28 protein-coding genes and 1 pseudogene are annotated in these 24,333 nt (G+C 37.1%); 10 read left to right on the top strand and 19 right to left on the bottom strand.

Going from position 1 to position 24,333, the window contains the following annotated elements; all coding sequences use genetic code 11:
- Nucleotides 1–80 precede the first annotated feature (80 nt).
- Both ABDZ63_RS01145 and ABDZ63_RS01140 read right to left on the bottom strand, forming a co-directional pair.
- A complete protein-coding gene (locus ABDZ63_RS01145) occupies nucleotides 81–2,252 on the bottom strand; it encodes an ATP-dependent helicase (RefSeq protein WP_343781226.1) in 2,172 nt (723 codons plus the stop codon).
- Between the two features lie 196 nt (nucleotides 2,253–2,448).
- Nucleotides 2,449–4,179, bottom strand: coding sequence for a DEAD/DEAH box helicase (locus ABDZ63_RS01140; protein WP_343781225.1), 1,731 nt, complete (start codon nucleotides 4,177–4,179; stop codon nucleotides 2,449–2,451).
- 148 nt (nucleotides 4,180–4,327) lie between these two features.
- Between ABDZ63_RS01140 and ABDZ63_RS01135 the strand changes: the two genes are divergently transcribed.
- Nucleotides 4,328–4,633: a hypothetical protein gene (locus ABDZ63_RS01135; RefSeq protein WP_343781224.1), complete on the top strand. Its 306-nt coding sequence runs from the start codon at nucleotides 4,328–4,330 to the stop codon at nucleotides 4,631–4,633.
- A gap of 17 nt (nucleotides 4,634–4,650) precedes the next feature.
- Here ABDZ63_RS01135 and ABDZ63_RS01130 read toward each other — a convergent pair whose 3' ends face one another.
- The 3 genes from ABDZ63_RS01130 to ABDZ63_RS01120 all read right to left on the bottom strand — a co-directional run bounded on the left by ABDZ63_RS01130 (nucleotide 4,651) and on the right by ABDZ63_RS01120 (nucleotide 8,729).
- Complete coding sequence (locus tag ABDZ63_RS01130) at nucleotides 4,651–6,372, bottom strand: ATP-dependent nuclease (RefSeq protein WP_343781222.1); 1,722 nt, start codon at nucleotides 6,370–6,372, stop codon at nucleotides 4,651–4,653.
- 24 nt (nucleotides 6,373–6,396) lie between these two features.
- Complete coding sequence (locus ABDZ63_RS01125; protein ID WP_343781221.1) at nucleotides 6,397–8,319, bottom strand: DNA/RNA helicase domain-containing protein; 1,923 nt, start codon at nucleotides 8,317–8,319, stop codon at nucleotides 6,397–6,399.
- A 149-nt stretch (nucleotides 8,320–8,468) separates the two neighbouring features.
- A complete protein-coding gene (locus ABDZ63_RS01120) occupies nucleotides 8,469–8,729 on the bottom strand; it encodes a hypothetical protein (RefSeq protein WP_343781219.1) in 261 nt (86 codons plus the stop codon).
- A 170-nt stretch (nucleotides 8,730–8,899) separates the two neighbouring features.
- Between ABDZ63_RS01120 and ABDZ63_RS01115 the strand changes: the two genes are divergently transcribed.
- The 3 genes from ABDZ63_RS01115 to ABDZ63_RS01105 are packed head-to-tail and all read left to right on the top strand — an operon-like array spanning nucleotide 8,900 to nucleotide 10,901.
- Nucleotides 8,900–9,580: a zinc metallopeptidase gene (locus tag ABDZ63_RS01115; RefSeq protein ID WP_343781218.1), complete on the top strand. Its 681-nt coding sequence runs from the start codon at nucleotides 8,900–8,902 to the stop codon at nucleotides 9,578–9,580.
- A 15-nt stretch (nucleotides 9,581–9,595) separates the two neighbouring features.
- On the top strand, nucleotides 9,596–10,033 hold the full coding sequence (locus ABDZ63_RS01110) for a DUF5392 family protein (RefSeq protein ID WP_343781216.1): 438 nt from the start codon (nucleotides 9,596–9,598) through the stop codon (nucleotides 10,031–10,033).
- Entirely contained in the window at nucleotides 10,026–10,901 is an 876-nt protein-coding gene (locus tag ABDZ63_RS01105; RefSeq protein ID WP_343781215.1) for a TetR/AcrR family transcriptional regulator, read from the top strand. Before ABDZ63_RS01110 ends, ABDZ63_RS01105 begins: the two co-directional genes overlap by 8 nt.
- A gap of 42 nt (nucleotides 10,902–10,943) precedes the next feature.
- Here the strand turns inward: ABDZ63_RS01105 and ABDZ63_RS01100 are convergent.
- From ABDZ63_RS01100 to ABDZ63_RS01080, 5 genes and pseudogenes are all read right to left on the bottom strand, one after another.
- Nucleotides 10,944–11,228: pseudogene (locus ABDZ63_RS01100) on the bottom strand (hypothetical protein); the annotation flags it as partial.
- 127 nt (nucleotides 11,229–11,355) lie between these two features.
- Nucleotides 11,356–11,754, bottom strand: coding sequence for a DUF4181 domain-containing protein (locus ABDZ63_RS01095; protein ID WP_343781213.1), 399 nt, complete (start codon nucleotides 11,752–11,754; stop codon nucleotides 11,356–11,358).
- Nucleotides 11,755–11,776: 22 nt separating this feature from the next.
- Entirely contained in the window at nucleotides 11,777–12,169 is a 393-nt protein-coding gene (locus ABDZ63_RS01090) for a hypothetical protein (RefSeq protein WP_343781211.1), read from the bottom strand.
- Nucleotides 12,170–12,197: 28 nt separating this feature from the next.
- Nucleotides 12,198–12,548: a nuclear transport factor 2 family protein gene (locus ABDZ63_RS01085; protein WP_343781210.1), complete on the bottom strand. Its 351-nt coding sequence runs from the start codon at nucleotides 12,546–12,548 to the stop codon at nucleotides 12,198–12,200.
- 469 nt (nucleotides 12,549–13,017) lie between these two features.
- Complete coding sequence (locus ABDZ63_RS01080; protein ID WP_343781208.1) at nucleotides 13,018–13,386, bottom strand: zinc ribbon domain-containing protein; 369 nt, start codon at nucleotides 13,384–13,386, stop codon at nucleotides 13,018–13,020.
- A 197-nt stretch (nucleotides 13,387–13,583) separates the two neighbouring features.
- On the opposite strand from ABDZ63_RS01080, the gene ABDZ63_RS01075 reads away from it, so the two are divergent.
- From ABDZ63_RS01075 to ABDZ63_RS01065, 3 genes are all read left to right on the top strand, one after another.
- On the top strand, nucleotides 13,584–13,982 hold the full coding sequence (locus tag ABDZ63_RS01075) for a PH domain-containing protein (RefSeq protein WP_343781206.1): 399 nt from the start codon (nucleotides 13,584–13,586) through the stop codon (nucleotides 13,980–13,982).
- 20 nt (nucleotides 13,983–14,002) lie between these two features.
- Nucleotides 14,003–14,308, top strand: a complete 306-nt coding sequence (locus ABDZ63_RS01070) for a TIGR04104 family putative zinc finger protein (RefSeq protein WP_343781205.1) — start codon at nucleotides 14,003–14,005, stop codon at nucleotides 14,306–14,308.
- Nucleotides 14,309–14,377: 69 nt separating this feature from the next.
- Nucleotides 14,378–14,677 carry a DUF2642 domain-containing protein gene (locus ABDZ63_RS01065; protein ID WP_343781204.1) on the top strand — a complete coding sequence of 100 codons (300 nt, stop codon included), beginning with the start codon at nucleotides 14,378–14,380 and terminating at the stop codon, nucleotides 14,675–14,677.
- Between the two features lie 218 nt (nucleotides 14,678–14,895).
- Here the strand turns inward: ABDZ63_RS01065 and ABDZ63_RS01060 are convergent, their stop codons facing one another.
- The 7 genes from ABDZ63_RS01060 to ABDZ63_RS01030 all read right to left on the bottom strand — a co-directional run bounded on the left by ABDZ63_RS01060 (nucleotide 14,896) and on the right by ABDZ63_RS01030 (nucleotide 19,949).
- Nucleotides 14,896–16,311 carry a DHA2 family efflux MFS transporter permease subunit gene (locus ABDZ63_RS01060; protein WP_343781203.1) on the bottom strand — a complete coding sequence of 472 codons (1,416 nt, stop codon included), beginning with the start codon at nucleotides 16,309–16,311 and terminating at the stop codon, nucleotides 14,896–14,898.
- A 274-nt stretch (nucleotides 16,312–16,585) separates the two neighbouring features.
- Complete coding sequence (locus ABDZ63_RS01055) at nucleotides 16,586–16,735, bottom strand: hypothetical protein (protein WP_343781201.1); 150 nt, start codon at nucleotides 16,733–16,735, stop codon at nucleotides 16,586–16,588.
- A 67-nt stretch (nucleotides 16,736–16,802) separates the two neighbouring features.
- Complete coding sequence (locus ABDZ63_RS01050) at nucleotides 16,803–17,558, bottom strand: class I SAM-dependent methyltransferase (protein WP_343781199.1); 756 nt, start codon at nucleotides 17,556–17,558, stop codon at nucleotides 16,803–16,805.
- A 14-nt stretch (nucleotides 17,559–17,572) separates the two neighbouring features.
- Entirely contained in the window at nucleotides 17,573–17,845 is a 273-nt protein-coding gene (locus ABDZ63_RS01045) for a DUF3006 domain-containing protein (RefSeq protein WP_343781198.1), read from the bottom strand.
- 2 nt (nucleotides 17,846–17,847) lie between these two features.
- On the bottom strand, nucleotides 17,848–19,131 hold the full coding sequence (locus ABDZ63_RS01040) for an MBL fold metallo-hydrolase (protein WP_343781196.1): 1,284 nt from the start codon (nucleotides 19,129–19,131) through the stop codon (nucleotides 17,848–17,850).
- An 80-nt stretch (nucleotides 19,132–19,211) separates the two neighbouring features.
- Nucleotides 19,212–19,484 (bottom strand): DUF4190 domain-containing protein, encoded by a 273-nt coding sequence (locus tag ABDZ63_RS01035; protein ID WP_343781195.1) that lies wholly within the window; start codon nucleotides 19,482–19,484, stop codon nucleotides 19,212–19,214.
- A 12-nt stretch (nucleotides 19,485–19,496) separates the two neighbouring features.
- Nucleotides 19,497–19,949, bottom strand: coding sequence for a hypothetical protein (locus tag ABDZ63_RS01030; RefSeq protein WP_343781194.1), 453 nt, complete (start codon nucleotides 19,947–19,949; stop codon nucleotides 19,497–19,499).
- A 123-nt stretch (nucleotides 19,950–20,072) separates the two neighbouring features.
- On the opposite strand from ABDZ63_RS01030, the gene ABDZ63_RS01025 reads away from it, so the two are divergent.
- On the top strand, nucleotides 20,073–21,089 hold the full coding sequence (locus tag ABDZ63_RS01025; RefSeq protein WP_343781192.1) for a DUF2804 domain-containing protein: 1,017 nt from the start codon (nucleotides 20,073–20,075) through the stop codon (nucleotides 21,087–21,089).
- A gap of 75 nt (nucleotides 21,090–21,164) precedes the next feature.
- On the top strand, nucleotides 21,165–21,434 hold the full coding sequence (locus ABDZ63_RS01020) for a hypothetical protein (RefSeq protein ID WP_343781191.1): 270 nt from the start codon (nucleotides 21,165–21,167) through the stop codon (nucleotides 21,432–21,434).
- A 134-nt stretch (nucleotides 21,435–21,568) separates the two neighbouring features.
- Here ABDZ63_RS01020 and ABDZ63_RS01015 read toward each other — a convergent pair whose 3' ends face one another.
- Together ABDZ63_RS01015 and ABDZ63_RS01010 are read right to left on the bottom strand one after the other, a co-directional pair.
- Entirely contained in the window at nucleotides 21,569–22,198 is a 630-nt protein-coding gene (locus tag ABDZ63_RS01015) for a YczE/YyaS/YitT family protein (protein WP_343781189.1), read from the bottom strand.
- A gap of 125 nt (nucleotides 22,199–22,323) precedes the next feature.
- Complete coding sequence (locus tag ABDZ63_RS01010; RefSeq protein ID WP_343781186.1) at nucleotides 22,324–22,599, bottom strand: hypothetical protein; 276 nt, start codon at nucleotides 22,597–22,599, stop codon at nucleotides 22,324–22,326.
- A 246-nt stretch (nucleotides 22,600–22,845) separates the two neighbouring features.
- Here ABDZ63_RS01010 and ABDZ63_RS01005 point away from each other — a divergent pair, with 246 nt between their 5' ends.
- A complete protein-coding gene (locus ABDZ63_RS01005) occupies nucleotides 22,846–24,000 on the top strand; it encodes a conserved virulence factor C family protein (RefSeq protein ID WP_343781185.1) in 1,155 nt (384 codons plus the stop codon).
- Nucleotides 24,001–24,333: the final 333 nt, after the last annotated feature.

The following is a 24,333-nucleotide window of genomic DNA, read 5'->3' as shown; positions in this document are numbered from 1 at the left end:
AATAAAAAAGGGTCCTTCAGCCATTTCCATGACCTTAGGAAACCCCTACTTGATTTTTACCATATTCTCTTTTGCAGTTGTTAATAATTCTTCACTAATTCTATTAATCCATAATCAAGGCAAGTACTTAATGCTAGCTCCTTTAAATCACTTTCAAACTGAATCATAATCGAACCGCTCATATAATCCACGATCTCACCTTTTCCGAACACACGGTGTTTCACTATTAGCCCAACAGAAATCTCGTCTTCTGACTGAATGGCATTAGGATTATATTGTTTTTTCTTTACTGCAACATGTTGTTTTTTTACTTGTCTGTTCTCAGATGGATTAACTAAACTCGCGACATCAAAATAAAACTTTGACGGCTGGACTTTCGCATTGTACTTGCGCTCATATGTTAATAATTCTAGTTTCGTCTCTGCTCGAGTCATCCCAACGTAAAAAAGACGTACCGCTTCTTCGATTGATGCCACTTTCCCTTCTTTGAAATCTTCCAAATCAGTTCTCGACGGAATAACACCTTGAATTAAATCGACCATGTAAACAGACTGGAATTCAAGCCCCTTCGCACTATGGAAGGTTGATAAAGTCACAGCATTTTGATGTTTATTAAACTTGGACTCTTTCATTAACTGTTCTAAATGTAGGAGTCGCCTCGCAAAGGCAATCATATCTTCAGCCTTTTCTGCGATCACCTCTAGTAAATTCAATGTTTCGATTAATCCTTCTTCATTAAAACCAAGACGCTTACACATGTCTTTAATGACTTTCTCATAGCCTAAATCTTTTCGAATTTGGCGAATCACTTCTTTAGGCGAGTAATCATGTATATTTTGATAGATCAATTGATATTGTTTAAACTTTTTAACTTGGAAATCTTTTAGGTGCCCATACTTTATTAACCGTTCAAAGACAGATTGTTGAGATGGATTTTGTCGCACTTGTTCGACTTGTTGTTTTGATAGAAAACCGTAAAACTTCGAATAAACCCGCTCAAATACATCAACTCGTGACACATCATATGCTAGGCGCATGAAGTTTAATATGTCTTGTACGACCCAATGATTAAAAAAGCGCTGGTCCTGATCTTTCATGTAAAACGAAATTCCTGCTTCATTTAACGCATCAGCCAGTATAATAGACGACCCATTATTACGATACAAAATCGCTACATCATGGTGATTGTTCACACTCTTAAGCTGCTTGATGATATATTCGACTTGTTCATCATATAAAGTAAATGACTTCAGCTGTACTTTTTCATGTGATCGGTTTTCGGTAAACATATGTTTATCATAGCGATTTTTATTTTGTTTAATAAATTGGTTAGCGGTTTGTACGATTTCCTTTGTGGAGCGATAATTTTGCTCCATCATTAGGATTGTCGCATTCGGGTAAATCTTTTTAAAATCGAGCAAATATTGTGGCTCAGCAGCTCGCCACGTATAAATCGACTGGTCATCATCAGCAACCACACATAAGTTTTGATGTTGTCGAACTAACTTCTCAATAATCGCATGTTGCACCATTGATGTATCCTGGCTCTCATCGGTTAACAGATAGTCATATTGCTGTTGGTATTTGGCTAAAAGCTTGTGATCATTTTCAAACGCTTCATTCGCGGTCGTCAGCATATCATCAAAGTCTACTAATAAATGAGCAGGTGCTTCTTGTTTAAATGCTTCATACCGCTTCAAAATATCAAGCGCAGCAGGCACGTCACATTCAACCGTCTGCCACTTTTCCTCAGGTAAGAGCTTATTTTTCACTAAACTAATATAAGTCGACAGCTCATCAAGTTGATCATCCGTAATGTGCTCATCATTCAATTGCATGAAAAGGTCTCTTAATACCATCCGTTTATGGAACTGTGGCCTGTCAATTTCCCCTTCAATCAACTCATAAGTGACACCTTGTTTATATAAATACTCACGCACAACTTGGAACGCTAAACTATGAATCGTCGAAAAATCAACCGGTGCTAGCTTGGGGAAAAAGGCTTGATAACGCTCCTTCATATCAAGTGCTGATGCCCGGCTAAATGTCACAGCTTTAATCCGTGTTGGCTCGACAGCTTTCTTTTCGATTAAATAACCAATCCGCATAATGATGGTTGTCGTTTTTCCAGAACCTGGTGAAGCTAACAAGAGAAGCGGACCTTCTGTTGTGAGAACTGCTTCTTGTTGGACATCATTTAACTTAACGCCGATTTCGTCTTCTTTCCGGTCAAAAAATGTATGTAAACTCATGCTAGTACTCCTTCTAATTGGACACTCTTCTATCATTCTACCATGGTTAATCAGGCGTTCGCCTATATATTTCAACGTTCGCCTGAAAAAATGATTATTTCGCCTGAAAAATGCTGAAATCGCCTGATTATGTTTTTTTCAGGCGAAAAAAAGTGATATGTCCTTCTACTTAAAAAAAGTAAGTCAACTCAATCACTTACCTTAGATTTTCCACCTTTTCCGCACCCCAAAATTGTTCAAAACGGGTATAAGCTAACGGTTTACCGAGACGCATTAAGTTATCAGCAAAATCAATAATCGCACATTGTTCTGTCCCACCAAACTTAGGTCCTCGTAAGCCGCGACCAATAATTTGTTCATATAAAATATCACTCGTCGTTGGCCTTGTGATCACAATGTATTCTGTATTAGGCGCGTCAAAACCGGTCGTTAACACCCCGTAGTTAAACAAATAGTCAAGCTCACCATTTTTAAAGGCGTCGATATAAATCCGTCTTAACCCTTTTGATGTTTGCGAAGAAATAGAAGCCGCCTTTCTCCCTAATGCGTTCATCACAGATGATAAAAACTCAGCATGTTCAACTGTACAAGCATAAACTAAAGCTGGCTTACCTTTAGGAATATCAAGTAACCGCTCAATAATCATTTCATTCCGCTCTTCATCAGCTGCTAACACTTTTAGAAATTCTTTATTCAAGTCATGATTCTCATCGATCTTGTCTTCATCCACTTCATAGTCTTTTCCTGATTCATGAATAATGTGAACAGGCGTCGCTAAATAGCCTTCATCTCTAAAGAAGCTAATCGGATTAACCTCATATTCCGCATAGTTTGGTAGTTTTGGTTTTATAAGATGAGCCTCAAACTCACCTACAAGCTGATCTGTCTCACCAAAACTACGTCCAGGTGTTGCCGTCAACCCACATACCGGAAAAAGGTCTTCACCACATAGTTCACGCGCTTTATTAATTAACAATTTATAACTAGGAGCAGCTGCGTGATGTGCCTCATCAATAATCATTGCCCCACAATTTTGCAAGATTTCCGTTAAAACAGGATCTTCACCCTTCAGTCTTGAAACAATTTGCTGAATGCTTGCAACAACTGCACCACCAGTTAAATCTTCTATACCTATGTCATGACCGTTAAAATAACGATAGATTCGTAGCGATTCAGGATACTCCTTCTCTTGCCACATATCCGCAATACATGAGATCGCCTGTTCACACAACTCAGCACTTTGCGCAATCCAAATCATATACTTCTGCTCTGAGAAATGTACATGCATCCACTCAATAAAGCTTTCTACCGCCACCCGCGTCTTACCACCACCAGTTGGAAGTGTTACGATACAACGCGTTCTGTCACCATTAAGCTCTAAGACATCTAACATGTCATCTTTCAACTGCGCTTGAAAATCGACTAAAGGAGGCACAGGCTTACGCGCTTCAACATCCATAACAGCTGATTGTTTAGTTGCTTGCGGCACTTTAACTCCAGAGAACACGAGCGGAAAACCAAGTGTCACAACAAAATCCCGCGGCCACACACGTCCATCACTCCAACGTTTTTCAGCTAAAGCCTTATACATATAAGACGGCGATGTAATCTTCTTTCCACTTCTCGGATTCCGTTCATATAGCGCAACTAGCTGTTCATCCGGCAATTGCCTTAACAGATGCTCACGAAGCTGTCTTACTGCCTGATGACTTCCCTTAAGTAACTCAGCCCCTTTTTCAATAACGACCATTCGTGCCAATTCCTTAGTTGTTAAATTCACCCCTTGAAATGTCCTGTAATGGCGACTAATCTCCTTCATATTCTCTTTTCCTAAAAGCCCCTGAATCAGGCGACCTGGAACTTCATATGTATTCATTAACAGATCAACCGCACGATTAATCTCTTGATTCGATAAAAACGCAGACACTCTTCATCAACCTCTCCTATCATTCTTCTATCATTTTATAACAAAATGATAGAAAACGAACGGGGAAATGTTGTCTAAACCGTACTTTAATTTGGTATTAAGTGGTAACATGGTGGTGAAGGTAATTATATGAAAGGGGGAATAGAGGGTGGAACATACACAAAATGACATCGCCAAGATCATTAAAATTATTGGGTATGCCATCTTCCTAATTGGCGTGATCATTGGAAGTGTCGTCATGATTGATCACGCACTAACCGGCCTACTCATCATTCTCCAAGCATTTATAACAGGAATGCTTTTCATCGGCTTTGCTGAAGTCATTAGACTACTCCACACAATGAACGAAAAAATCAGTCACTCTATTGGGGAGCAAGATCCAACAAACGAATCAAACCAACCACTTAGAAGTTGGGTTAGTGAGGTAAAGAAAGAGAATGAAAAAGAGGATTAACGCTGAGTTAGTCCTCTTTATTCGAACAATCTATTATTAGTAACCGCTACTTCATCTTCAACATCTGCTTTTTGTATAGATACTTCTAATAATGGTTTGAAAAGCTGTTCATACTCTTCTTCACCACTGATATAACGAAAGCCTCCCGAATTTTCTATTTCTCCAACATTATTCGAGACAATGCAATTAAATAAGTTCTCTACTTTCTGCTTAGCTTCAGAATACTCACCTTTTTCATCATTTATAATTTCATATATCGTTCTAGTTTTGTCTTTGCCCTTTACTTCCCCTATACCAATTGCAGTTTCAAAATTATTTATAGAAGTAATTATATCAACGTTCTCTCCCTTAAGTTGATAAATATTTTTGCAGTTAGTTAACTGAGATTTTAATGTCGGCAAAGAATAGCTTTCCTTATTATCAATATCATGTAACACAGTATATCTAGAATTAAATTGGTTCAATATTTTCATTAGAGTACAAATTGTTGACTTGCCTCTTGCTCTTATTATGTGTAAATTTTTGTTAGTTAGTTGGGAATAATGATTAAAAGCAATGTATTCCGTATCTCCCTCAACAATTACTATATTTTCTGAAAAGAAAAATTCATTTATATATGAGTCAACATAATTAAGTATCCTCATGTTTTTAATATCATTTTCATCAAACTGTTCAGTGTGTGATTGATATAATTGAATAGCTTCATTTTCACCTACTCTAAATACTTGAATGGATGTATGATTTTCTGAGAGGTTAATTAAAATAGGTGAATGTGTTGAGACCATTAATGGCATTTCCTCTCCGATTTCATATAACGATCTACTAAGCGCTCTTACTGCTTCTGGGTGTAAAAATGCCTCCGGTTCATCAATTAGTAAAAGCTTATTTCTACTCCCGCCCATAAGTTGTTTTGAAATCATATTTTGAATTAAATAAATCAAGCTCATTCTTTGCAAACCTGTACCTTGATTAGAAAGTGGCATACCCGTTTTACTATCCTTGTCTATATTTACACTAGAATTTGTTGATTTTAATATTTCGCTAGATGAAAACCCTTCGCTTTCTCCTCCTATAACATTTAAAGACAAGCTATTAGTTGAGAACAAACTATTCAGATCACTTGATACCGCTGAGCTAATATCAATTAGAACTTCATCAGTTTGTTCCTTTAACTTCTTAAGAAAAAGTGGGTAAGCCTTTTTTAAACCAGAATATTCCCTAGCTAATTCAACTATTCCTTCATCCTCTTCAGTTTCTTCATCCATGTTTTCAATTCTCTCCAAATTCTCCAAATCACCTTTGAGAATCTCTGCATAAATTTCTTGAATTAAGTTGTTTATATCATCAGGTAACATTGAAGGAGTAATATAGAAAGGCTTATTTTCTATGATTTCTTCAAATTTCTCTCTGAATGAATGATTCTTTTTTATTTCTTTATCGTCCTTATAAAATTTTGGAGCTGATTCTATACTATACTTCTTAGTAATTTGATATATACCATCATCTTCTTGGAACGTAGCGTGCATAATAATCTCTTTACGCTTGTCAGAAAAACTATCACTTGAGATAGTTTTAGGTTTTGATTCTGTTTGAAAAAACCTATATATTGCTTCAAGAATTGTAGACTTCCCAGTATTGTTTCTTCCAGTCAAAATTGCAATAGAATCATTATTAAAGTCAATTTCAAACTTGTCTTTAAATACCTTGAAATTTGATACACTAAACTTAGTTAATTGCACAATTACTCCTCCCTTTCGACTAATTTAGTATCCCCTCTGTTCTTCAGCTGCTAATAACGATTCATCGCTTAATTGATAGGTGCTGTTTAACCGCTGCGATAAATACTCAGCTAATTCCTCGTCAACACAGTAAACAAAACAACCTTTCTGGCCCCGCGTCATAAGTGTTCTATAAGTGTTTCGAATAATATCATCGGCAATTTTATGTGCGTCTTCAGGATTTTCTTTCATTCTCTTTTTGATCCCACGTAAAGACTGATCTGTTTTAGCGCGTTTGGTGTAATCCGTTTGTACTTCCCCATCTCGAAATACTAGGTCTTCACCAATAATTACCCCAACATAATCAAATTCTAATCCTTGACATGTATGAATACAGCCTGCTTCATTAACTGATGTATCATCTATAGCCCAGGTTTGTGTGTTGCCTAAGTTCCAACTAATATTAAAGTTGTATTCTGGTATCTGAATATCAAAATGATTAGTGTCATCGCGCTTGTCTTTTTCCCACTCCCAGCAATAGCCCGCTAACATTCTAGATTTATTATTAATATTGTTTAACCGTTCTACTTCTTGACGCATGTCGTTGGGATCGCGATATATACGAAAGTCATAATCCCTTCCTATAGAATCACTATTAGCTGTTTCCCTTATTTGTAAGACATCATCTAACCAAGCTAGATAACCATCTGAACCGTTACACCTGAATTGTGATTGTAGCTGTGTTGTATGGACTTCACCATCTAATCCTCGTGCAAAACGTTTAATTTGCTCTGTTCCACCAATATCCTTTAATGTAACGCGTTGGTGTTCATCAATGAAAAAGATTGAGAGTTTTGATGATTGAATAATTTCTTTCATCTGATTTTCACCAAGATTTTGGAACAAACCTGATTTTTCATTAAGACGGTGAGCCTCATCAACAACTAAAACATCAAATTCATCTTTAGGTGTGTCTACATAACTACCAGAGCCTTTAAATAGATTATCTATATGTGTTTTTCTAAAGTCTTTCTTAAGCTTTGTTGAATAGACATGGCGAGGTGTTGCATTTTTCGTGACATATTGACTCACCATATTCCGCTTCGTTAGTTCTACTAATAAATTTATCGCTAAAACTGATTTCCCTGTACCAGGACCACCCTCTACTACAAGAACTTGTTTCGAATTAGTACGAGAAGCTTTATTAGCTAATTCTAGTGCTGTTTCATATACTACTTTTTGCTCATCAATCATGGTGAACTCTTCATTTCCTTGAAGCATACTATTTAATGAATCCTGAAGAGATTTTGAAGGGCGAATTTTTCCACTTTCAATTTTATAAATGTTTTCCTTATCATCCCCGTATTGAACATGCCTTTTTATAAAATCGCGTAGCTTAGCCGCTTCACCTTTAACAAAAACAGGAGCTTGATCAATATAAAAGCTATAATAGCTGTCGGTTAGTGGATCATCATCATGTTTTAAGTAATTATGTAAGTATGCACAAGGGTACATCTCAATAGAATCTTCTTGAACGTTCTCATTATAATCTTTTATTAAAGAAGCATAAGACCATGCCTGATAAGAAGGATGGGTAGTTTCCCTCAAGCCATGACGGAAGAAAGTCTTCACAATAGCCTCTTTCCCCTCAACCTTTTCAACCTGATCCCATTGTTTTAACTCCACAATTACAACCGAATCTTCATCTTCTTTTTTACCTGTTATTAAAAAGTCAACACGTTTTGATGTGTAAGGGATCTTAAACTCAATCGCCACGCCTGCATTTTCAGGAATAGTAGGATCAGTTAGTACACGATACATGTATTGCATAGAATTATCCCACGATCGAACCTCTGCTTCATTTATTTTACCGACTTTTTTTGAATAATTATTAATGATATTCGGCACGAGATCATCATTAAAAACGTCACCCAAAAACTCATCCTTAGTCGCCTCATACACAATCATAAGGAGCCCTCCTTACATATTCATTAACTTTTGCTGCATTTTAAAGTTATTCATAAGGCTTTCATCACGTCTGCGTGAGAGAATCGCTCAAATTCCTTAACTACCTTTGTACATTCTATCACTAGCAACAATTAGTCACTAGTATTTTCCTATATAAACTCTCTTACTTCAAATGATGATTCTACAAGCCTCATGGGTAATTCTATGAACTTCTCGAACCGGTTTTTGAGCCTCTCGAACACTTCTTTGAGCTTCTCGAACCGGTTTTTGAGCCTCTCGAGCACTTCTTTGAGCTTCTTGAACCGGTTTTTGAGCCTCTCGGGCACTTCTTTGAGCCTCTTGAACCGATTTTTGAGCCTCTCGAGCACTTCTTTGAGCTTCTTGAACCGGTTTTTGAGCCTCTCGGGCACTTCTTTGAGCCTCTCGTACCGTTAGAAGGGGATTTTGTTGACTATACTAAGTATAGTTCACAAACTTTTTGATTGAATAAGTAGTTCTTTTTCTTATAAAATAGCATTATGACCAGTTAGTCATTTTTTTGACTGAATGGTCACTCTAATTATGAAAGGACGAGGAAACGATGTTTTTCCACCCAATGGATATATTAATATTTGCAGCTCTCGGTCTAGCTATGTGGGCGCAGTCAAAGGTTAAAGGAAATTTTGAGAAGTGGTCGAAAGTGCAAGCGTCTGCTGGTATGAATGGGGCGCAAGTGGCAAGGCAGATTCTTGATCAAGAAGGGTTGCACGATGTCAAGATTGAACGTTCTAAAAGTGGTACACTGTCTGATCACTATGACCCTCGGGCGAAAACGGTGCGGTTATCAGATCCCGTTTATAATGGTAATTCAATTTCGTCGTTGTCTGTTGCAGCGCATGAAGTGGGGCACGCGATTCAGGATGCCTCTAACTATTCGATGTTAGTGCTACGTCATAAGATTTTCCCTGTAGCTAATTTCGGTTCGCAGCTTGCACCTATGTTATTAATTGGTGGTATTTTCTTAGAGATGTTTAACCTAATTACAATCGGGATTATTCTATTCTCCGCTGCTGTACTATTCCAAGTCGTAACATTGCCAGTTGAGTTCAATGCTAGTAGCCGGGCTAAAGATCAGCTAGTTAAACTCGGCATGATTTCAAATAATGAAGTCAGTGGTGTCAGTAAAGTATTGAATGCTGCAGCACTTACTTATGTCGCTAGTACGCTAATGGCTGTCTTACAGTTGGTTAAATTTATTATGATTGCTAAAAGTCGACGATAAAGGAGTGAATCGATTATGAATCTATTTACACCTAAAGATGCTTCAACTTATGTAAAGAATGAGTTTGATCACATGCAGTCGCAAGTTTCACCATTCATGAAACGCAGTATGATCTATTCGTTTATTGCATTTCCACTCATTGCGATTTCGGTTTTTAATCTGTTTTTCGTTATATCTTCCATGTCTTTAACAAGTGATAGTGCCTTAGTAATTGGTGGTTTGGCATTAATCGGAGCAATTGGCATGGCTCTTTTTAAAGAGTCTGTCCATAATAACAAGTCTCTTCATCAAACGAGCTTAGAGTATGTGAAGAGTCGTATAAAGAAAAGCGAGATTATTCCCGAGCATGCGATTGATCGCTATTTAAAAAATATTGAAAACAGCCCGAATCGATTGTTTCAAACCTTCCATGACTTTTTGCAACACGAAGAAAGGCTGAAAAATCATGAATAACAAAGAGACGATCATTTTAGAAAATGCGATTAAGCTCTTTTCACATAAAGGATTTTCATCTACTTCAATTAAAGAAATCGCTGATGAGAGCGGGATTGCTAAAGGGTCGATGTATGTTCATTTTAAATCGAAGGATGAGTTGTTAATTGCCGCTCTAGACTACTATTTCGACCAAGTCATTCAACAGGTTGAGTCGATGAATGGAGACTTTAAGGACCCACGCGATACCTTCACTCAACAGTTAACGACTTTTTTCGAGAGTGTGATGGAGCATCGTGAGTTTATGACGCTTCCTTATGAACAAGGGGGGTACTTAAGTGAGTCCATTCGCGAAGTCATTAGAGAAAAGCACGCAGAAGTACACCAATTCTATGCATCTAGTTTAAAACAGATTTATGGTGAACAAATTAGCCCGTATATTTATGACTTATCTATCATGTTAGATGGGGTGATTCGTTCTTACCTTCAAGTCGCGATCGTCTCTGAAACACTTTATGACATTAAGCGATTAATGTATTTCGTGATGAATCGGATGGACGACCTTGTTAGAGGGATTCAATCAAAATGCGAAGACCCTTTTTTAAATGACTTCCAAATTCGTCAATTATTAAAAAAGGCTCAGCATAAAGGCGTATCTTTTCGAGAAGAGATTGAAACACGTCTGTTAAAACTAGAACAACTCATCCAAGGGGGATCAAAGGAAAGTGATTATCAAGTCTCAATTGACGTTATTTTTGAAGAGCTTGACCGAAAACAACCTAGAAAACCCGTTATAAAAGGAATGCTTTCAAATTTACGAGAAATTCCACATAGTCATCGTTATGTCCATGAGATTGAGATGATTTTATATGATCTATACCGAAAATAAGCCATGCAAAGTGTCTGTACTTCGCATGGCTTATTTTTGAATCTAAACTTGCTCTGGAACTAAGTCAAAGAATTCAGTGTAGTAGAACACCGTTAATAAGGCAATCATGACTGCTGACAATGACCAGATTACAATATACTCCCGTTTCTCTCGATCATGCCACCATTCCATAGCCCCTTCTAAACTATAAATCATAACATGTAAACCTATAATCCAAAGTAAAAAGATTGTTAAGTTATCTGACAGAATCACAATAGCAACTGAACCAACACCTGAGAGAATGGTGATAAACAACCATGCGCCATATTTAAAAAACGATCCTCGATTGGTCTTTTTACCTTTGGGATGTCTAAATTAGAACGCAAAATTCTCTCCACGATAAAAACGATCGCACCCATATTTAATAAAATAAGAAAAAGTGGGATTAACTCAACCATCAACTAGACTCCTCACATCAAAGACTGATTACCTCTAGAAAAAGAAACACAAATCCAACTATGACAACACTGTTAATAACCATAATGATATGGACCTTCTCTTCACGCCGGTAGATCCAATGCATGACGATATCTACCACTCTGTACCATACAATAGTTAGTGCCGCTACTGCTAATAGAAGCGGGTTCGGAAAGGCAAAATGGTAAATAGCAAATAAGCTTAGACTAATAATGGCGACCCCTTTACTTACTCGCCCATGCGTTTGATTAATACACTTTTCTTTACTGTTTAAAATAGCATTTGCATTAGCTTCTACACCTAGACACTTTCTAATCAAGTACTGTAGCAGCAACAACGAAAATAAAAATACTAGAATGATATAAACAATGCTTACTGGCTCCATCCAATCCCTCAATTCTAATTAATCAAACGTTTGATTAAACAACTCCTGAATTAGCTATAACGAGTAGGAAACTAAAAAAGCCTAGAATGACAACAGTATTGACAATCATGATCCAATGAACTTTTTCTTCTGGTCGATGCTTCCAGAACATGATGATATCTAAGCTTCTAAAGATCAATACAAAAGCAATCAGAATTATATAAGTTAAATGATCAAAATCAAATAAGACATAGTGCCCAATAAGCAACGAGATCCCAATTAATACGAAGATTTGGTTTAGTTTACGGTGCCTGTCATTCACATATGGATCTCTCCCTTGAAAAATAGCTTGCCAACTCGTATCCAATCCCATTAACTTTCGGACTATCCTTTGTAACAAAACGATAAAAATGATAAACGATATAATAATAATAAGTAGCTCAATCATAGTCATGTTGCCCCTTTCTCGTTTTCAATCAAACGTTTGATTGAATTTCGATGATATATGAAGTAATCTCTCTAATCAGACCGTTCTTATGTTTGTTTAATTTATAAATTTCACTAAACTGATACCTTTTCCCGTCCTCATTAGTATATGTACCTTCCACAACTGCTTCAATACCATGTGTAATGACACGGTTGATACTATGTTCAGTCCCATTATTGGCATTAAATTTTTCTTTTAATTCGTCTTTACCATTAATTTGTTCCTCACCGACGATTGTCCATATAATATGGTCTGTTACATTTTCAAACACAAAATCATAATCACCTGTAACAAACGCCTTGTTAAAATCATGGAAAAATAATTTCTTCGGATTATTCATAAACTACTCCTTCACAATATTAATTATAGGCATAATACCATAAACTGTTATTTCAGAGAAGGTAAAAATAAAAGCCCTACCAAAATAGTAGAGCCAAAGTAAATTCTAACGGACTTAACAATTCTTTAACTCGGGGCTTTGCCTAAAAACTTAAAAGGGGATAAGTTTTAGATAAGCCAATTCCAAAGTTTCTTCTACGCATGAACTTGAATATCCTTGAGAAGGGTGCCATACTGTTAACTTCCTTGTCCATATGCCGGAAAGATGATCGGTCAGGGGGCCTTTTAAGGTTTACGCTGTTTTACACATGGAAAAAACCTCCACCTAATGTTAAATTATTTTTATGCCGTTTACGAAAATGATTACGAGATTGATATCATTAACATTTTACCTGCACGTTCAAAGCGGAAGCGTAAAAGGTAGCTCCCTGAATAGTGAAAGATTATTTTCCCTTTGGAACTAAAAACCTTTAGAAAAATTCCCACTCATCAACATGCTTACCTTGATCCACTTTCTTCGCAATACGATAAGCATCAATAAGGTTAATCACCCAAATAACAAATGTCGCCATGCCAACTGTTACAATGGATGCTAAAATCCACACCCCAAATAGAACAATCCCTTTCAACCCTTGCCCAGCATAAAGTTGCCCTAAACCTACAACTAAAGCTGAAAGAATCAATGCGAGAATTGCACTCTTACTCCTTTTAGGTTGTTCGTCATTAATAACAGTTGATTGACTTTGATTGTCACTTATATTTGATTTCACTCGTTCACCACATCTAGAACAAAACTGATCATTAACAAATAATTGATTTCCACATTTATGACAAGTCATTTTATCACCTCAAGTTTCCTTGCATACTTATATTATAATGTTTAAGAACCTTTGTAAAACGTTCACGGGCTCCTTTATTCCATTCACTAATTTAGATTATTTACTTAAAGTATATGCTTGTTAGTCTACAATTCTTTCAAAATAGATGAAACAAACAGCCTAATGCTGTAAAATTATTGTAAGAAGGGGGTCATCACATGGATTATCCAACGAAAAAAGACGTCTGGGTCGCGATTCTGTTATTCGGAATTACTGGTTTTATCGTCGTTTATTCTATCATCAATTATGATTTATTTATCATTATTTTAAGCATCCTTCTCTTAATTTCCGTCGTTTGGTTTTGGTTCACTGTCCATTACCGCGTAGATGAAGGACAAGTGATCATCAGATACGGACCATTTAAGAAAAGGATCGCCATTCAAGACATTGAAAAAATCCGTTTAATTCGTAGTTTGAAATTGTCACCAGCTTTATCAGTGACACGTTTAGAAATTACATATGGGTTCGACCATCGTGTTATAAGAATTTCACCAGCCAACAAGAGTTTATTCACAAAACAAGTCATGTCAATGAATTCTGACATTGAATTTGAATAAAATTGTAATGAGGTGATATTATGGCTATTTGCCAGCATTGCGAAAATACATGGTCTTATAAAGGTTCCTTAAAACAAATACTAAAATTCCGAAGAAAAATGACCTGTGAGCATTGTAAGCACCACCAATATTATTCACAAAATAGTTATTGGGCCATGCAAATGATCATGGTGCCAGCGTATTTCATCTTAATTCCATTATTAAATATCGTACTCGACGTACAATTTTTATTAGGGCTTCTTATTGTAACCTTACTTCTTGTCATTTACTTCTTATTAACGCCAAAATTCCTGTCGTTATCTAATAAAGAAGAGCCTCTATGGTAGACTTCTGTTTCACCCCTAGGCGTGTGCCGTCATAAACTAGATCAGCATATGTTTAAGGGGGATTTTTTAATGTATTATGGTTACCCAAATGATATGATGCAACACGATTACACAACAATGGCTAGACAAGAAGAGCAAGAGGTCGGATTATTATCACTTAATTTAATAGAGCCGTTTATGTTTTACACACTTCAGGGACTTGACGGTTTAAATGTCGTCGTCCAAACGACACAAGGTTCAAAGCGAGGCACCCTTATTGAAACGAGTCCAGATCATATCACTATGGCAGTAAGTGGGAAATACTTTTTCATTCGTATGCAAGAAGTCGTCTGGGTTATGCCAACTGAGGTGGAATTTGATCAAGTGTAAATAATACGAGATTTCTGGGGAGACCCTAATCGATTTTATGAAGGCGATACTTTTATCAGCGGTCGGGACTTTTTATCAGTGTTCGTATGCTTTTATCAGCGCTCGTAACACAAAAATCCGAACAATTCATTTAAAATGAATCGTTCGGATTTTCTATTATTACGCGTGTATTATTTCTACCTGAACTGAACCCCTTAACCAATCAAACCAACCCGTAATCATTTCACTAAATCTTGATCTTCTTTTTCACTTATTCTAGTCATGAAAAAGGCTAAGATTAAACCTAATAACGAGAAGACCCCAGCTAAGAAGAAAGAGGCATTCACGCCCTGCAATTCTCCTTGTACACCTTCACCTGGTATAGCTAACGTTAGCATGATCGTAACCATTAGTGCTGTACTAATAGCTCCTGACATTTGTCTTAACGTGTTGTTCATCGCGGACCCGTGAGAGATTAACTTTTCTGGTAAAACATTTAAGCCTGCTGTTGTGACTGGCATGAGTACCATTGCGATGCCAAGCATTCTAAATGCGTTGACGGTTGCTAAATAGGTGAATGTCGTCTCAGGTGTTAAAACCGAAAACATAAATGTCGTCACTGTCGTGAGCGTCAGACCAACATACAGCAACCATTTCGGCCCGAATTTATCAAACATTCGCCCTGTAATTGGATTCATAATTCCCATTAAAATTGCACCAGGCATTAACATTAAGCCGGCTTCGAATGCTGTAAAACCAAGCATATTCTGCATCATAATTGGTAAAACAATTGCTCCACCAATCATTGAGAAGAATGCTGTCATCCCAATCGCGGTTGAGATGGTGAAGATCTTATACTTAAAGATTCGAAACTCTAGTATAGGTTGCTTTAATTTAAATTGTCGATCAATAAAGATGACTAAAGTAATTGCACCAATCACCATAGACACAAATACTTCTGGATGTGTCCAGCCAAGGTTACCAGCTACACTAAACCCATATAATAACCCGCCAAAACCAAGAGTTGATAATATGATCGATAGTATATCTAATTTTGGAAAATCACGCTTCGTCACATTCTTTAATATGAAATAAGCGACAATGATATCAATAATTGCAATTGGCAGTACAACCCAGAAGAGACTGCGCCATACAAACTGCTCAACTAACCATCCTGATAATGTCGGTCCAATAGCGGGAGCGAAAGCAATAACAAGTCCAAACAGTCCCATAATTGATCCGCGCTTTTCAATTGGAAATACAAGGAAAATAATTGTTTGCATCAGAGGTAAAATAATACCAGCACCAGCTGCTTGTAGCACTCTTCCTCCTAAAAGCACCTCAAAGTTAGGCGCAATTGCACAAACTAATGTTCCAACTGTAAATGATCCGATCGCCGTTAAAAATAGAGCTCGCGTTGTAAACCGGCCAATTAAAAAAGCCGTAACTGGAATCATTACACCATTTACAAGCATGAAGATCGACTGAAGCCACTGTGCTGTAGCCTCATCTATTTGTAAGTCTGTCATTATATGTGGTAAAGCCGTCCCTAGAAGGGTCTGGTTTAAGATCGCAACAAATGCCCCTGATATAAGGACAATCATTAATGGAACGCGCTTAACATTTTCCCTTTCATGTTGGTCTTCTATAGACATTATATTCCTTCTTTCTATTATTAAGTGCACTAATATATAATGATATCAGAAAAACTTCGACTTGCGAAGGAATCATTTTGTGAAATTATTAATTTGATCATTTTCCGCTTAATTGCCGGACGAAACGGAGTTATTGCCGAACGAGCCTCACTTATTGTCGAACGAAACGGCGTTATTGTCGGATGAACACCCATGGGAGAACCACCTTAACACCACCTCAGTTAACCACATGAAAAAACACCGCCTAATGCGATGTCTTAACCTAAATCATTCTCTATTTTTGAACCATCACATTCACCCAATTCATCGACTCATCTACTAAACCACGATTTTCAATATAGTTAAATAAAAAGTAGATTAAAAACCCCATCACAATCACAATACCGAACAATATTCCAACAATTGCTTTGCCACTTAATTTCATATATTAATTCCTCCGTTAACAGCTTGGTTGATTTCATTATAATGGTGACAGCTAATCGTGCAAGAATTTACACTTTCTTTGCTTCATATGTCATCATTTGTCCTGATTCAGTTGGCTTTCTATCATATTGATAATTAGCACTGATTACAATGTCTTTAAACCCTGTCGTTTCTAGCATCATCCGAAATTCTTCTACACCATACCACTTTAGTGGAAAGCGCTCGATTTCCGCTTCGACTAACTGCTGGTTGTGCCACTTTTCGTATTTGTGGTGGGCAACTGTTAACTGCTTAACATAATCAACTTCTGTTAGCTTTTCTTCTAGTGTAATTAAATCACCATCTAGTGTTTGCCATTCACGCGTTTTAACTCTTCCAGTATCAAAATCTGTTGTTAAAAATATATCTAAAATTAATCTTCCACCAGGCTTGAGGTGTTTATAAAAGTTCCCTAACGCTTGATGAGCTTGATCACGATCCTCCATTAATAAAAAAGATCCAGCGGGTAAGATAATGGCCTCATATTGTTCTTCAATTGATAGCGTGTGCATGCTTCCTTTAAACAGACGGGTTGGAATGCCCCGAGCTTCACAATGGTCTTTACACAAATCAAGCATGTCTGATGATAGATCCATACCTTCTACCTTAAAACCTGCTTCAATCAATGGAATCATTACACGCCCAGTTCCAACAGCAGGTTCTAAGACTTTCCCTTCAACGTCTTTTAAACGGTCCAAATAATATTCAACATCACCAAATGAATGACCGACTGGTTTATCAAGATCATATACTTCTGTAGACAAGTTATTATAAAAACCATACATTTTCATAATCCCCTTTATTTTCTTTTAAATTTACTACCATTACTACCTCGTCTTAATCGGTCTACGCGCTTCTTAACAGATTGTTTTTGCTCAGCTGTTTTCTGTTGGTTAATCGTTAATTGAACAACCTCACCATCTTCAACTTCTACATTTAGCCAATCTCCTTCGCGGGCTCCCTCTGGCAGGTCAAATGCAGAAATGTGAAATGTTTTATTCGTTGATTCAATTAGAATGGTTGCTGTTTGTCCATCGACAATCTCATCAAGTACACCTTCATATTTGATCATCTTCAACCTCCGACACATGCTACACCCTCTGACTTAATATCACCTAAACGGCCATCACCAATGCCATGTACGCGTGTCAATTCTGATACTGAATCAAATGGTCGTAAATCCATTATTTCTTGAGCTCGCTCTGGACCAATATGAATAATCGCTTGTAGCTCATCAGTTGAAGCTGAGTTAAGGTCAACACAACCCTCTTTAGAATCAGAGTTAGCAGCTTCTTCTTCAGTCTCGTTTGTCTCTTGTTCCTCAGTGTTCTCTACTTCTATTGTTCCATTATGTTGTGTTTCAACATTAAGGTCTTCCCCATCTGTTGTCACAGTTACAGTTCCATGGACATCTGTTCCATATAAATCAATATTAGCATTCTTAACTCGTTCAACGACTTCTGAGTGAGGATGGCCATAGCTATTGTTAGCTCCTGCTGAATAAATAGCTATATTAGGGTCTACCGCTTCTAAAAATTGAGACCCTGTAGATGAGCTGGACCCATGGTGACCCAACTTTAACACATCTGCATCTAATTCATGACCAGCTTGTAGCATAGAAGCTTCCGCGCCCTCTTCAGCATCACCTGTGAATAAAAACGACACATCACCATAAGTCATTTTAGTCGAAATGGAGTCTTCATTATAGTCACCTGTTAACTCATTAGGGTGAACAACATCCACTTCTAAAGGACCAATGTCATACTCCTCTCCTTTACGTGGTTCATGATAATCGACATCACTCGTTTCAATAGCAGTAATAGCCTGTTCATATGTTTCTGAGGTTCCTTCATTACCTGTCATCCATACTTCATCGACTTCAAAATTCTCAATCACTTCATCCATTTGTCCAATATGATCAGCGTGAATATGGGTGCCAATGACAAGGTCAATCACATCAATTTCTAAGTCATTTAAGTAATAAGTGACATCACTACTAATCCAGTCACCTGTATCAATTAAGATCCGATACAAATCTTCCTCATGCTCGTATTTCAATAACGTCGAGTCTGCTTGACCAACATCAAAGTAATATACTTCTAGCTGACTTTGAAGGGATTCCTCACTGTTTTCTGATTCTTCTTCTGATCCATTTTCATCGACTGAATCCACTTCAACTTCTTCTGCTGATCCATTTTCAACGACTGAATCCTCTTCAACTTCTTCTCTTTGTTCTAGCTGACTTTCCTCTACTTCTTCAATTTCTCCAATTGGTTCTGATGATGGTTCCTGCTCTTCACAAGCAGATAGGAAAATAAAGCCTAACAACGCCACAATCAGACCTACTTGAACCCTCATGTCATCTCCCTCTCTACTATTCCATGAACCCTATTATACCAAGATTACTTAGCAATCGTAACGGAGAGAAAGGGCTTTTTTCAATTCACTAACATTAAATAAGCCATCATACTTACAGGTACAGCTAAGGCAACTAAACTGCAAATCAAACCAGCCCTTGCTAAACCTAGTCCAGATTTATCACTTTTACGGATCATTCCAATAGCAAAAACTCCAAAAATAACACCGATTACAGACAATGCAATGCCTATTAACGTAAATGACAATAACCCTACAATAGCAACAACACCGATTACGAGTGACGCAATGGCTAAACTACTCAATTCTTGTTTTACTTGTATTCGATCTAACATATCAATCACCTCTTATTTATTCATAGCCTCATCAAACGTTTTATAACCATATTTCTCACCATTTCTAGAATAGGTCAGAACTCCAATAACAAAAGACAGTAACAATATAAAAATCGATAAAAATAGCATTGCCTGAATTGAAGCTTCGACAAAGATCATTGTAGGTGTCACACCATCGATTATGTACTGAAACAGGAAGGTTATTATTTTAACGAAAAAAATATTTAAGACACTATACCATAAAAGACCTTGCCACTTCTTCCACTTCCGGATTTTGTACCAGATCTGCTTCCTTTTACCTTCAAAATAATCATCAAAAATAATAGCCACCACTATGAACAGCACCACTGGTATAATCACTATGTAATAAAGGATGGGTGCATGAAGCTCCATTTCAAACAAATATGGAAAGATCAACAAAAGGAAAGCTAATATTAATTGAGCAAACTTTCTTGCGCGAGTCATTCAACCTCTCCCTCACAAACTAAGTCACTTATTTCCACCATGGTAACACAATTTTCTAAATACATAGGATTTTATCACCTAAAAATCGTATACCTATAGTAATAGTTTTTTGGAGGTATGTTCATGGTGGCTGAAGAAATTATAACTCCGGTTCAATTATGTGACCGAAAAGGAAAACTGAATCATGAAAGTGTTGGGTGGTCTCGCACGCCTTTAACTTCTTGTAACGTAGCCGGAAGCTTTTTAAGGAAGAAGAAATGGAACTATTGGTGCTTTACTAGCGATGAGGCATTATTTTCAGTTACGATTTCTAACCTTGATTACGCATCGGCTGTATTTGTGTATATGTTAGATTTAGAGACGTTAAATTTCAAAGAACAAACGATTGTGATGCCATTTAGTCGAGGAACGATCATGCCTGATAACGTTTGGGAGTCTGTGTATTTTGAGAAGAATGGGGTGAGAATAGAATTTATCGAAATGGAAGATGCGACAAAGATCTATGTCCACTGGGCGAATTTCCATGAAGGTAAACCGTTAGAGGCCCATTTATTAGTTGATCGCGTCCCTGATTTTGACTCGTTAAATGTTGTGATTCCTTGGAGCTCTAAACGATTTCAATACACATCAAAACAACTCGCCCTACCCGTACGTGGTGAGGTCAAATGGGCAGCTCGGCGTTATTCATTCCAACCAATTAATGCTTTTGCTACTTTAGACTTTGGTCGTGGTAAGTGGCCTTATCATTCGACATGGAATTGGGGTGCTGCTTCAGGGTTCATCGGTGATACACGGATTGGAATTAATCTAGGGGGCGGATGGACAGAGGGAACCGGTCAAACTGAAAATGGAATGATCGTTGATGGACGGCTTCATAAGGTAAGTGAAGAAATCGATTGGGTATATGATCGCCACAACTATATGAAACCATGGGTCATTCAAACGCCTCAATCAAGAAGAGTGAAACTATTATTCGAACCGTTTTACGAACGAGTTGCCACGAAGAATGCCGGGGTCGTTCAATCTAACATGCGTCAATTAATTGGAAACTATTCAGGGAGTGTTCAACTACATGAAGGCGATGAAATTGAATTTACTAATCTTTTAGGTTGGACAGAAGCGCACGAGGCAAAATGGTAAAACGATAATATTTTAACCCTTGTCTGCGTATGATTGAATAGTGGCACTTAAGCTAGAAGCACAGGGGCTGATTATTTGGGCTTTTTACATTATTTTATTCTACTGATTGTAACGGTATTACTAGCTCTTATTTTGCGGGTTGTTCAAGTGCGTAGTTATACAAGAATTGAGATTTATGTATTTGTGTTTGGGCCGCTTCTAGTGATGAGTGTGATCATGCTTTTTTTAGCCTTAGTCGACTTAAATCGCCCAGTGTTCTTTTCAATTGGGCAAGTTATGGCCATTTACTCAGCAATTGGACTTGGTGTTGGTTACATATTTTCAACAATGATTGAACGGTTTTAATTTAAAAAGCTCGCCAACTTACGGCGAGCTTTTTATGATATCGATGAAAAAATAAACTCATGTCAATATATACTGACATTTTAGTTACGTTTTGAAATGGTTATTACTGTTCACTTTTATCTACCCTAGTAAGGTTAAGATTCAGTATGTATTTCTCCAGTAAGCATTGATTTAAATTTAGCTATTTTATTGAAAGTAAACTGTACAATTGGTCCAATACCAAATGCTACGATGATTGTTCCAATTCCAATCGGTCCACCTAGAACAAATGCAATTACTAATACAACAAACTCTAGCCCTGACTTTGATACAGCCATACTTAGCCCTGTTCGGTAATGTACTGCCATCATAAGGTTATCAATAGGATTACGCGCGAAATTAAGTTGCAAATACATACCTATTCCAGTACCCATTCCAATTACTCCTAAACCTAATAATCCAACACGAGCTGCCATGTCTGTAATTATTACGCCCTCAAATACAACTAATAACCAAAAATCTATAAATACGCCGATTAAAAAGATCGTTAAAATCGCTGAATAATCAAAGCGGCTTTGTAATAAAAATTTATTTAAAATGATAAGCAAAATACCAACGATGAAGATCCAAGTACCAACAGTAAATCCTATCAATTCATATAATGCATAAAATAGCGCATCCCATGCACCAATACCTAAGTCAGAAAGGATGAGCATCGTAACACCAAATGATAGCGTTAACACACCTAATACATAGAAAACGATTGAATATATTAAACCTTTCATTAATTAACACCTTTTTTCTCATTTTATTTTAATGCAACCTCGTAATAGTACCATATAAAAAAACAGTCACACAATATAATTGTGCAACTGGCATAAATTTGTTGAGATATTGGTTGAATTTAACTTTATCCAAGGATGTTGTTCAATAATAAACTAAAAAACGAATACCCGAATAAAGCAACGCTAAAAATGAGTAAGCCATATATTAAATATAAATCTCGCTCGTCTTTTGGCTCTTTCACCCATTGTTTCAATTCATAAACGGCGTATATAACGCCACCTACAAATACAACCACCCAAAACCAGTGTGTTTGAAAGAAAAACATGTACAATAAATAAAGTGTAAGTAGACTTACTGCTATAATATTGCCAATTGAATTAAATGGATATGGTTGATTCATCAACTATTCCCCCGCTATTTTATAAAATAAGAAGTAATCCCTATTCGATCTCCAATTTCATCCCATGAGATATTACTCGCGACTTAGAAAAGCAAGGCGCGTTTCCTTTTTATTGATAATATACCCGTTCTATGAAAATTATATGTTTATACTTTTCCATTATATGCTGATATTTGTGGGAGTTTCGTAAAGAAATATAAGATTATGATAAGATAAATGTAGCAAAGTTAATTGAGGAGGACCGTTATGAAGATTATATCGATCGAACCAACGCCAAGCCCTTATTCAATGAAAATAAATGTTAATGAACGACTACCTGAAATGGAAACAGAAAACTATGCCCAAAACGATGACCTGAGTTCTGCACCTGAATATGTACGTCAATTATTTGAAATCAGTGGCGTCAAAGAATTGTACCGTGTTATCGATTTTATTGCATTAGAACGCGACCCCAAAGTGGAATGGGAAGACATTTTACCAAAAGTTAAAGAAGTCATGGGTGCTTCTGACGATGTTACATCTGAAAGCCCGAGTGCTTCTAGGCAATCCGATGAAGACAATTTTGGTGAAGTTAAAGTGTTTATTCAAATGTTTAAAGGAATTCCAATGCAGGTGAAATTAGAAGAGCAAGAGGAAGAAAAACGATTTGGACTACCTCAACGCTTTACAGATGCTGCAATGGAAGCGTCAAAAGAGTCGACGAACATGCTGATGGAGCGCGCGTGGATTGAACAAGACCCACGTTACGGAGAGGCTTTAGAAATCGGACGAGATGTTGTTGATGAAGTTGAAGCTACTTATGATGAGAAACGCCTGAATGCATTAGTAAATTTAGCTTTAGCTGAAGGCCAATCTGATACAAACCAAGCCAAAATACTTGAACCATTAACAGTAGACAAGCTAGAACAAGAAGACTGGAAAGCGCGTTATAAAGCGTTAGATAGAATGCCTGATCCAACTATTGATGAATTACCTTTACTAGGAAAAGCATTAGATGATGCAAAAATGTCTATTCGACGCTTAGCAACAGCTTACTTAGGAATGGTTGAAGACCGAGAAACCCTTCCCTTTTTATATAAAGCCTTAAAAGACAAAACCGTTACCGTAAGACGCACAGCTGGTGACTGTTTATCAGACTTAGGTTTTACTGATGCCATTCCAAATATGACTGAATCCCTAAAAGACAAAAGCCGTATCGTCCGCTGGCGTGCAGCTATGTTTTTATATGAATATGGTGATGAATCAGCAATCCCAGCTTTAGAAAAAGCACTAGAAGACCCAGAATTCGAAGTGCGCATGCAAGCAAAAATGGCACTTTCACGCATTCAAGAAGGTGAAGCTGCTCAAGGCTCGATCTGGAAACAAATGACTGATATGACGAAAATGAAGAAGAATCAATAGAGTCTTTAGACAAAAGGGTGAAGTGTACGAACATTTGATTTGATGCCTTGTGTAAGATGAGAAGTTACCCGAGCGGATATCTTTATCGGTCTTCAGACATATTTATCAGCGCCCAGGAACTTTTATCAGCGTTCAGACTTTTTTATCAGCGCTCAGGAACTTTTGTCGGCGCTCAGACGAGTTTATCTTATATAATCCGTCTTTCGTTGGAATTAACCCTGACGAAAGATGGATTTTTTGTTGTTACGCTCTCATATCATAAGACTACCGACACCCGACAAATTTCATGCTTTTTTGACACAACCAACCCAAAGTGTTAAATTTATTTTGAAC

Source organism: Alkalibacillus silvisoli, from assembly GCF_039521975.1.
GTDB lineage: Bacteria > Bacillota > Bacilli > Bacillales > Alkalibacillaceae > Alkalibacillus > Alkalibacillus silvisoli.
Note: the sequence above shows the minus strand (reverse complement) of the source record. Positions and strands in the feature narration are given on the sequence as shown.

What these genes read in the sequence shown, in the direction of transcription:
- ABDZ63_RS01145 (WP_343781226.1), bottom strand. Translation starts at nt 2,252, where the DNA reads ATGAGTTTACATACATTTTTTGACCGGAAAGAAGACGAAATCGGCGTT.
- ABDZ63_RS01125 (WP_343781221.1), bottom strand. Translation starts at nt 8,319, where the DNA reads ATGATTGTGTATGAGGCGACTAAGGATGAGTTTTTGGGTGACGTTTTT.
- ABDZ63_RS01115 (WP_343781218.1), top strand. Translation starts at nt 8,900, where the DNA reads ATGTTTTTCCACCCAATGGATATATTAATATTTGCAGCTCTCGGTCTA.
- ABDZ63_RS01110 (WP_343781216.1), top strand. Translation starts at nt 9,596, where the DNA reads ATGAATCTATTTACACCTAAAGATGCTTCAACTTATGTAAAGAATGAG.
- ABDZ63_RS01105 (WP_343781215.1), top strand. Translation starts at nt 10,026, where the DNA reads ATGAATAACAAAGAGACGATCATTTTAGAAAATGCGATTAAGCTCTTT.
- ABDZ63_RS01090 (WP_343781211.1), bottom strand. Translation starts at nt 12,169, where the DNA reads ATGATTGAGCTACTTATTATTATTATATCGTTTATCATTTTTATCGTT.
- ABDZ63_RS01085 (WP_343781210.1), bottom strand. Translation starts at nt 12,548, where the DNA reads ATGAATAATCCGAAGAAATTATTTTTCCATGATTTTAACAAGGCGTTT.
- ABDZ63_RS01080 (WP_343781208.1), bottom strand. Translation starts at nt 13,386, where the DNA reads ATGACTTGTCATAAATGTGGAAATCAATTATTTGTTAATGATCAGTTT.
- ABDZ63_RS01075 (WP_343781206.1), top strand. Translation starts at nt 13,584, where the DNA reads ATGGATTATCCAACGAAAAAAGACGTCTGGGTCGCGATTCTGTTATTC.
- ABDZ63_RS01070 (WP_343781205.1), top strand. Translation starts at nt 14,003, where the DNA reads ATGGCTATTTGCCAGCATTGCGAAAATACATGGTCTTATAAAGGTTCC.
- ABDZ63_RS01065 (WP_343781204.1), top strand. Translation starts at nt 14,378, where the DNA reads ATGTATTATGGTTACCCAAATGATATGATGCAACACGATTACACAACA.
- ABDZ63_RS01060 (WP_343781203.1), bottom strand. Translation starts at nt 16,311, where the DNA reads ATGTCTATAGAAGACCAACATGAAAGGGAAAATGTTAAGCGCGTTCCA.
- ABDZ63_RS01055 (WP_343781201.1), bottom strand. Translation starts at nt 16,735, where the DNA reads ATGAAATTAAGTGGCAAAGCAATTGTTGGAATATTGTTCGGTATTGTG.
- ABDZ63_RS01050 (WP_343781199.1), bottom strand. Translation starts at nt 17,558, where the DNA reads ATGTATGGTTTTTATAATAACTTGTCTACAGAAGTATATGATCTTGAT.
- ABDZ63_RS01045 (WP_343781198.1), bottom strand. Translation starts at nt 17,845, where the DNA reads ATGATCAAATATGAAGGTGTACTTGATGAGATTGTCGATGGACAAACA.
- ABDZ63_RS01040 (WP_343781196.1), bottom strand. Translation starts at nt 19,131, where the DNA reads ATGAGGGTTCAAGTAGGTCTGATTGTGGCGTTGTTAGGCTTTATTTTC.
- ABDZ63_RS01035 (WP_343781195.1), bottom strand. Translation starts at nt 19,484, where the DNA reads ATGTTAGATCGAATACAAGTAAAACAAGAATTGAGTAGTTTAGCCATT.
- ABDZ63_RS01030 (WP_343781194.1), bottom strand. Translation starts at nt 19,949, where the DNA reads ATGACTCGCGCAAGAAAGTTTGCTCAATTAATATTAGCTTTCCTTTTG.
- ABDZ63_RS01025 (WP_343781192.1), top strand. Translation starts at nt 20,073, where the DNA reads ATGGTGGCTGAAGAAATTATAACTCCGGTTCAATTATGTGACCGAAAA.
- ABDZ63_RS01015 (WP_343781189.1), bottom strand. Translation starts at nt 22,198, where the DNA reads ATGAAAGGTTTAATATATTCAATCGTTTTCTATGTATTAGGTGTGTTA.
- ABDZ63_RS01010 (WP_343781186.1), bottom strand. Translation starts at nt 22,599, where the DNA reads ATGAATCAACCATATCCATTTAATTCAATTGGCAATATTATAGCAGTA.
- ABDZ63_RS01005 (WP_343781185.1), top strand. Translation starts at nt 22,846, where the DNA reads ATGAAGATTATATCGATCGAACCAACGCCAAGCCCTTATTCAATGAAA.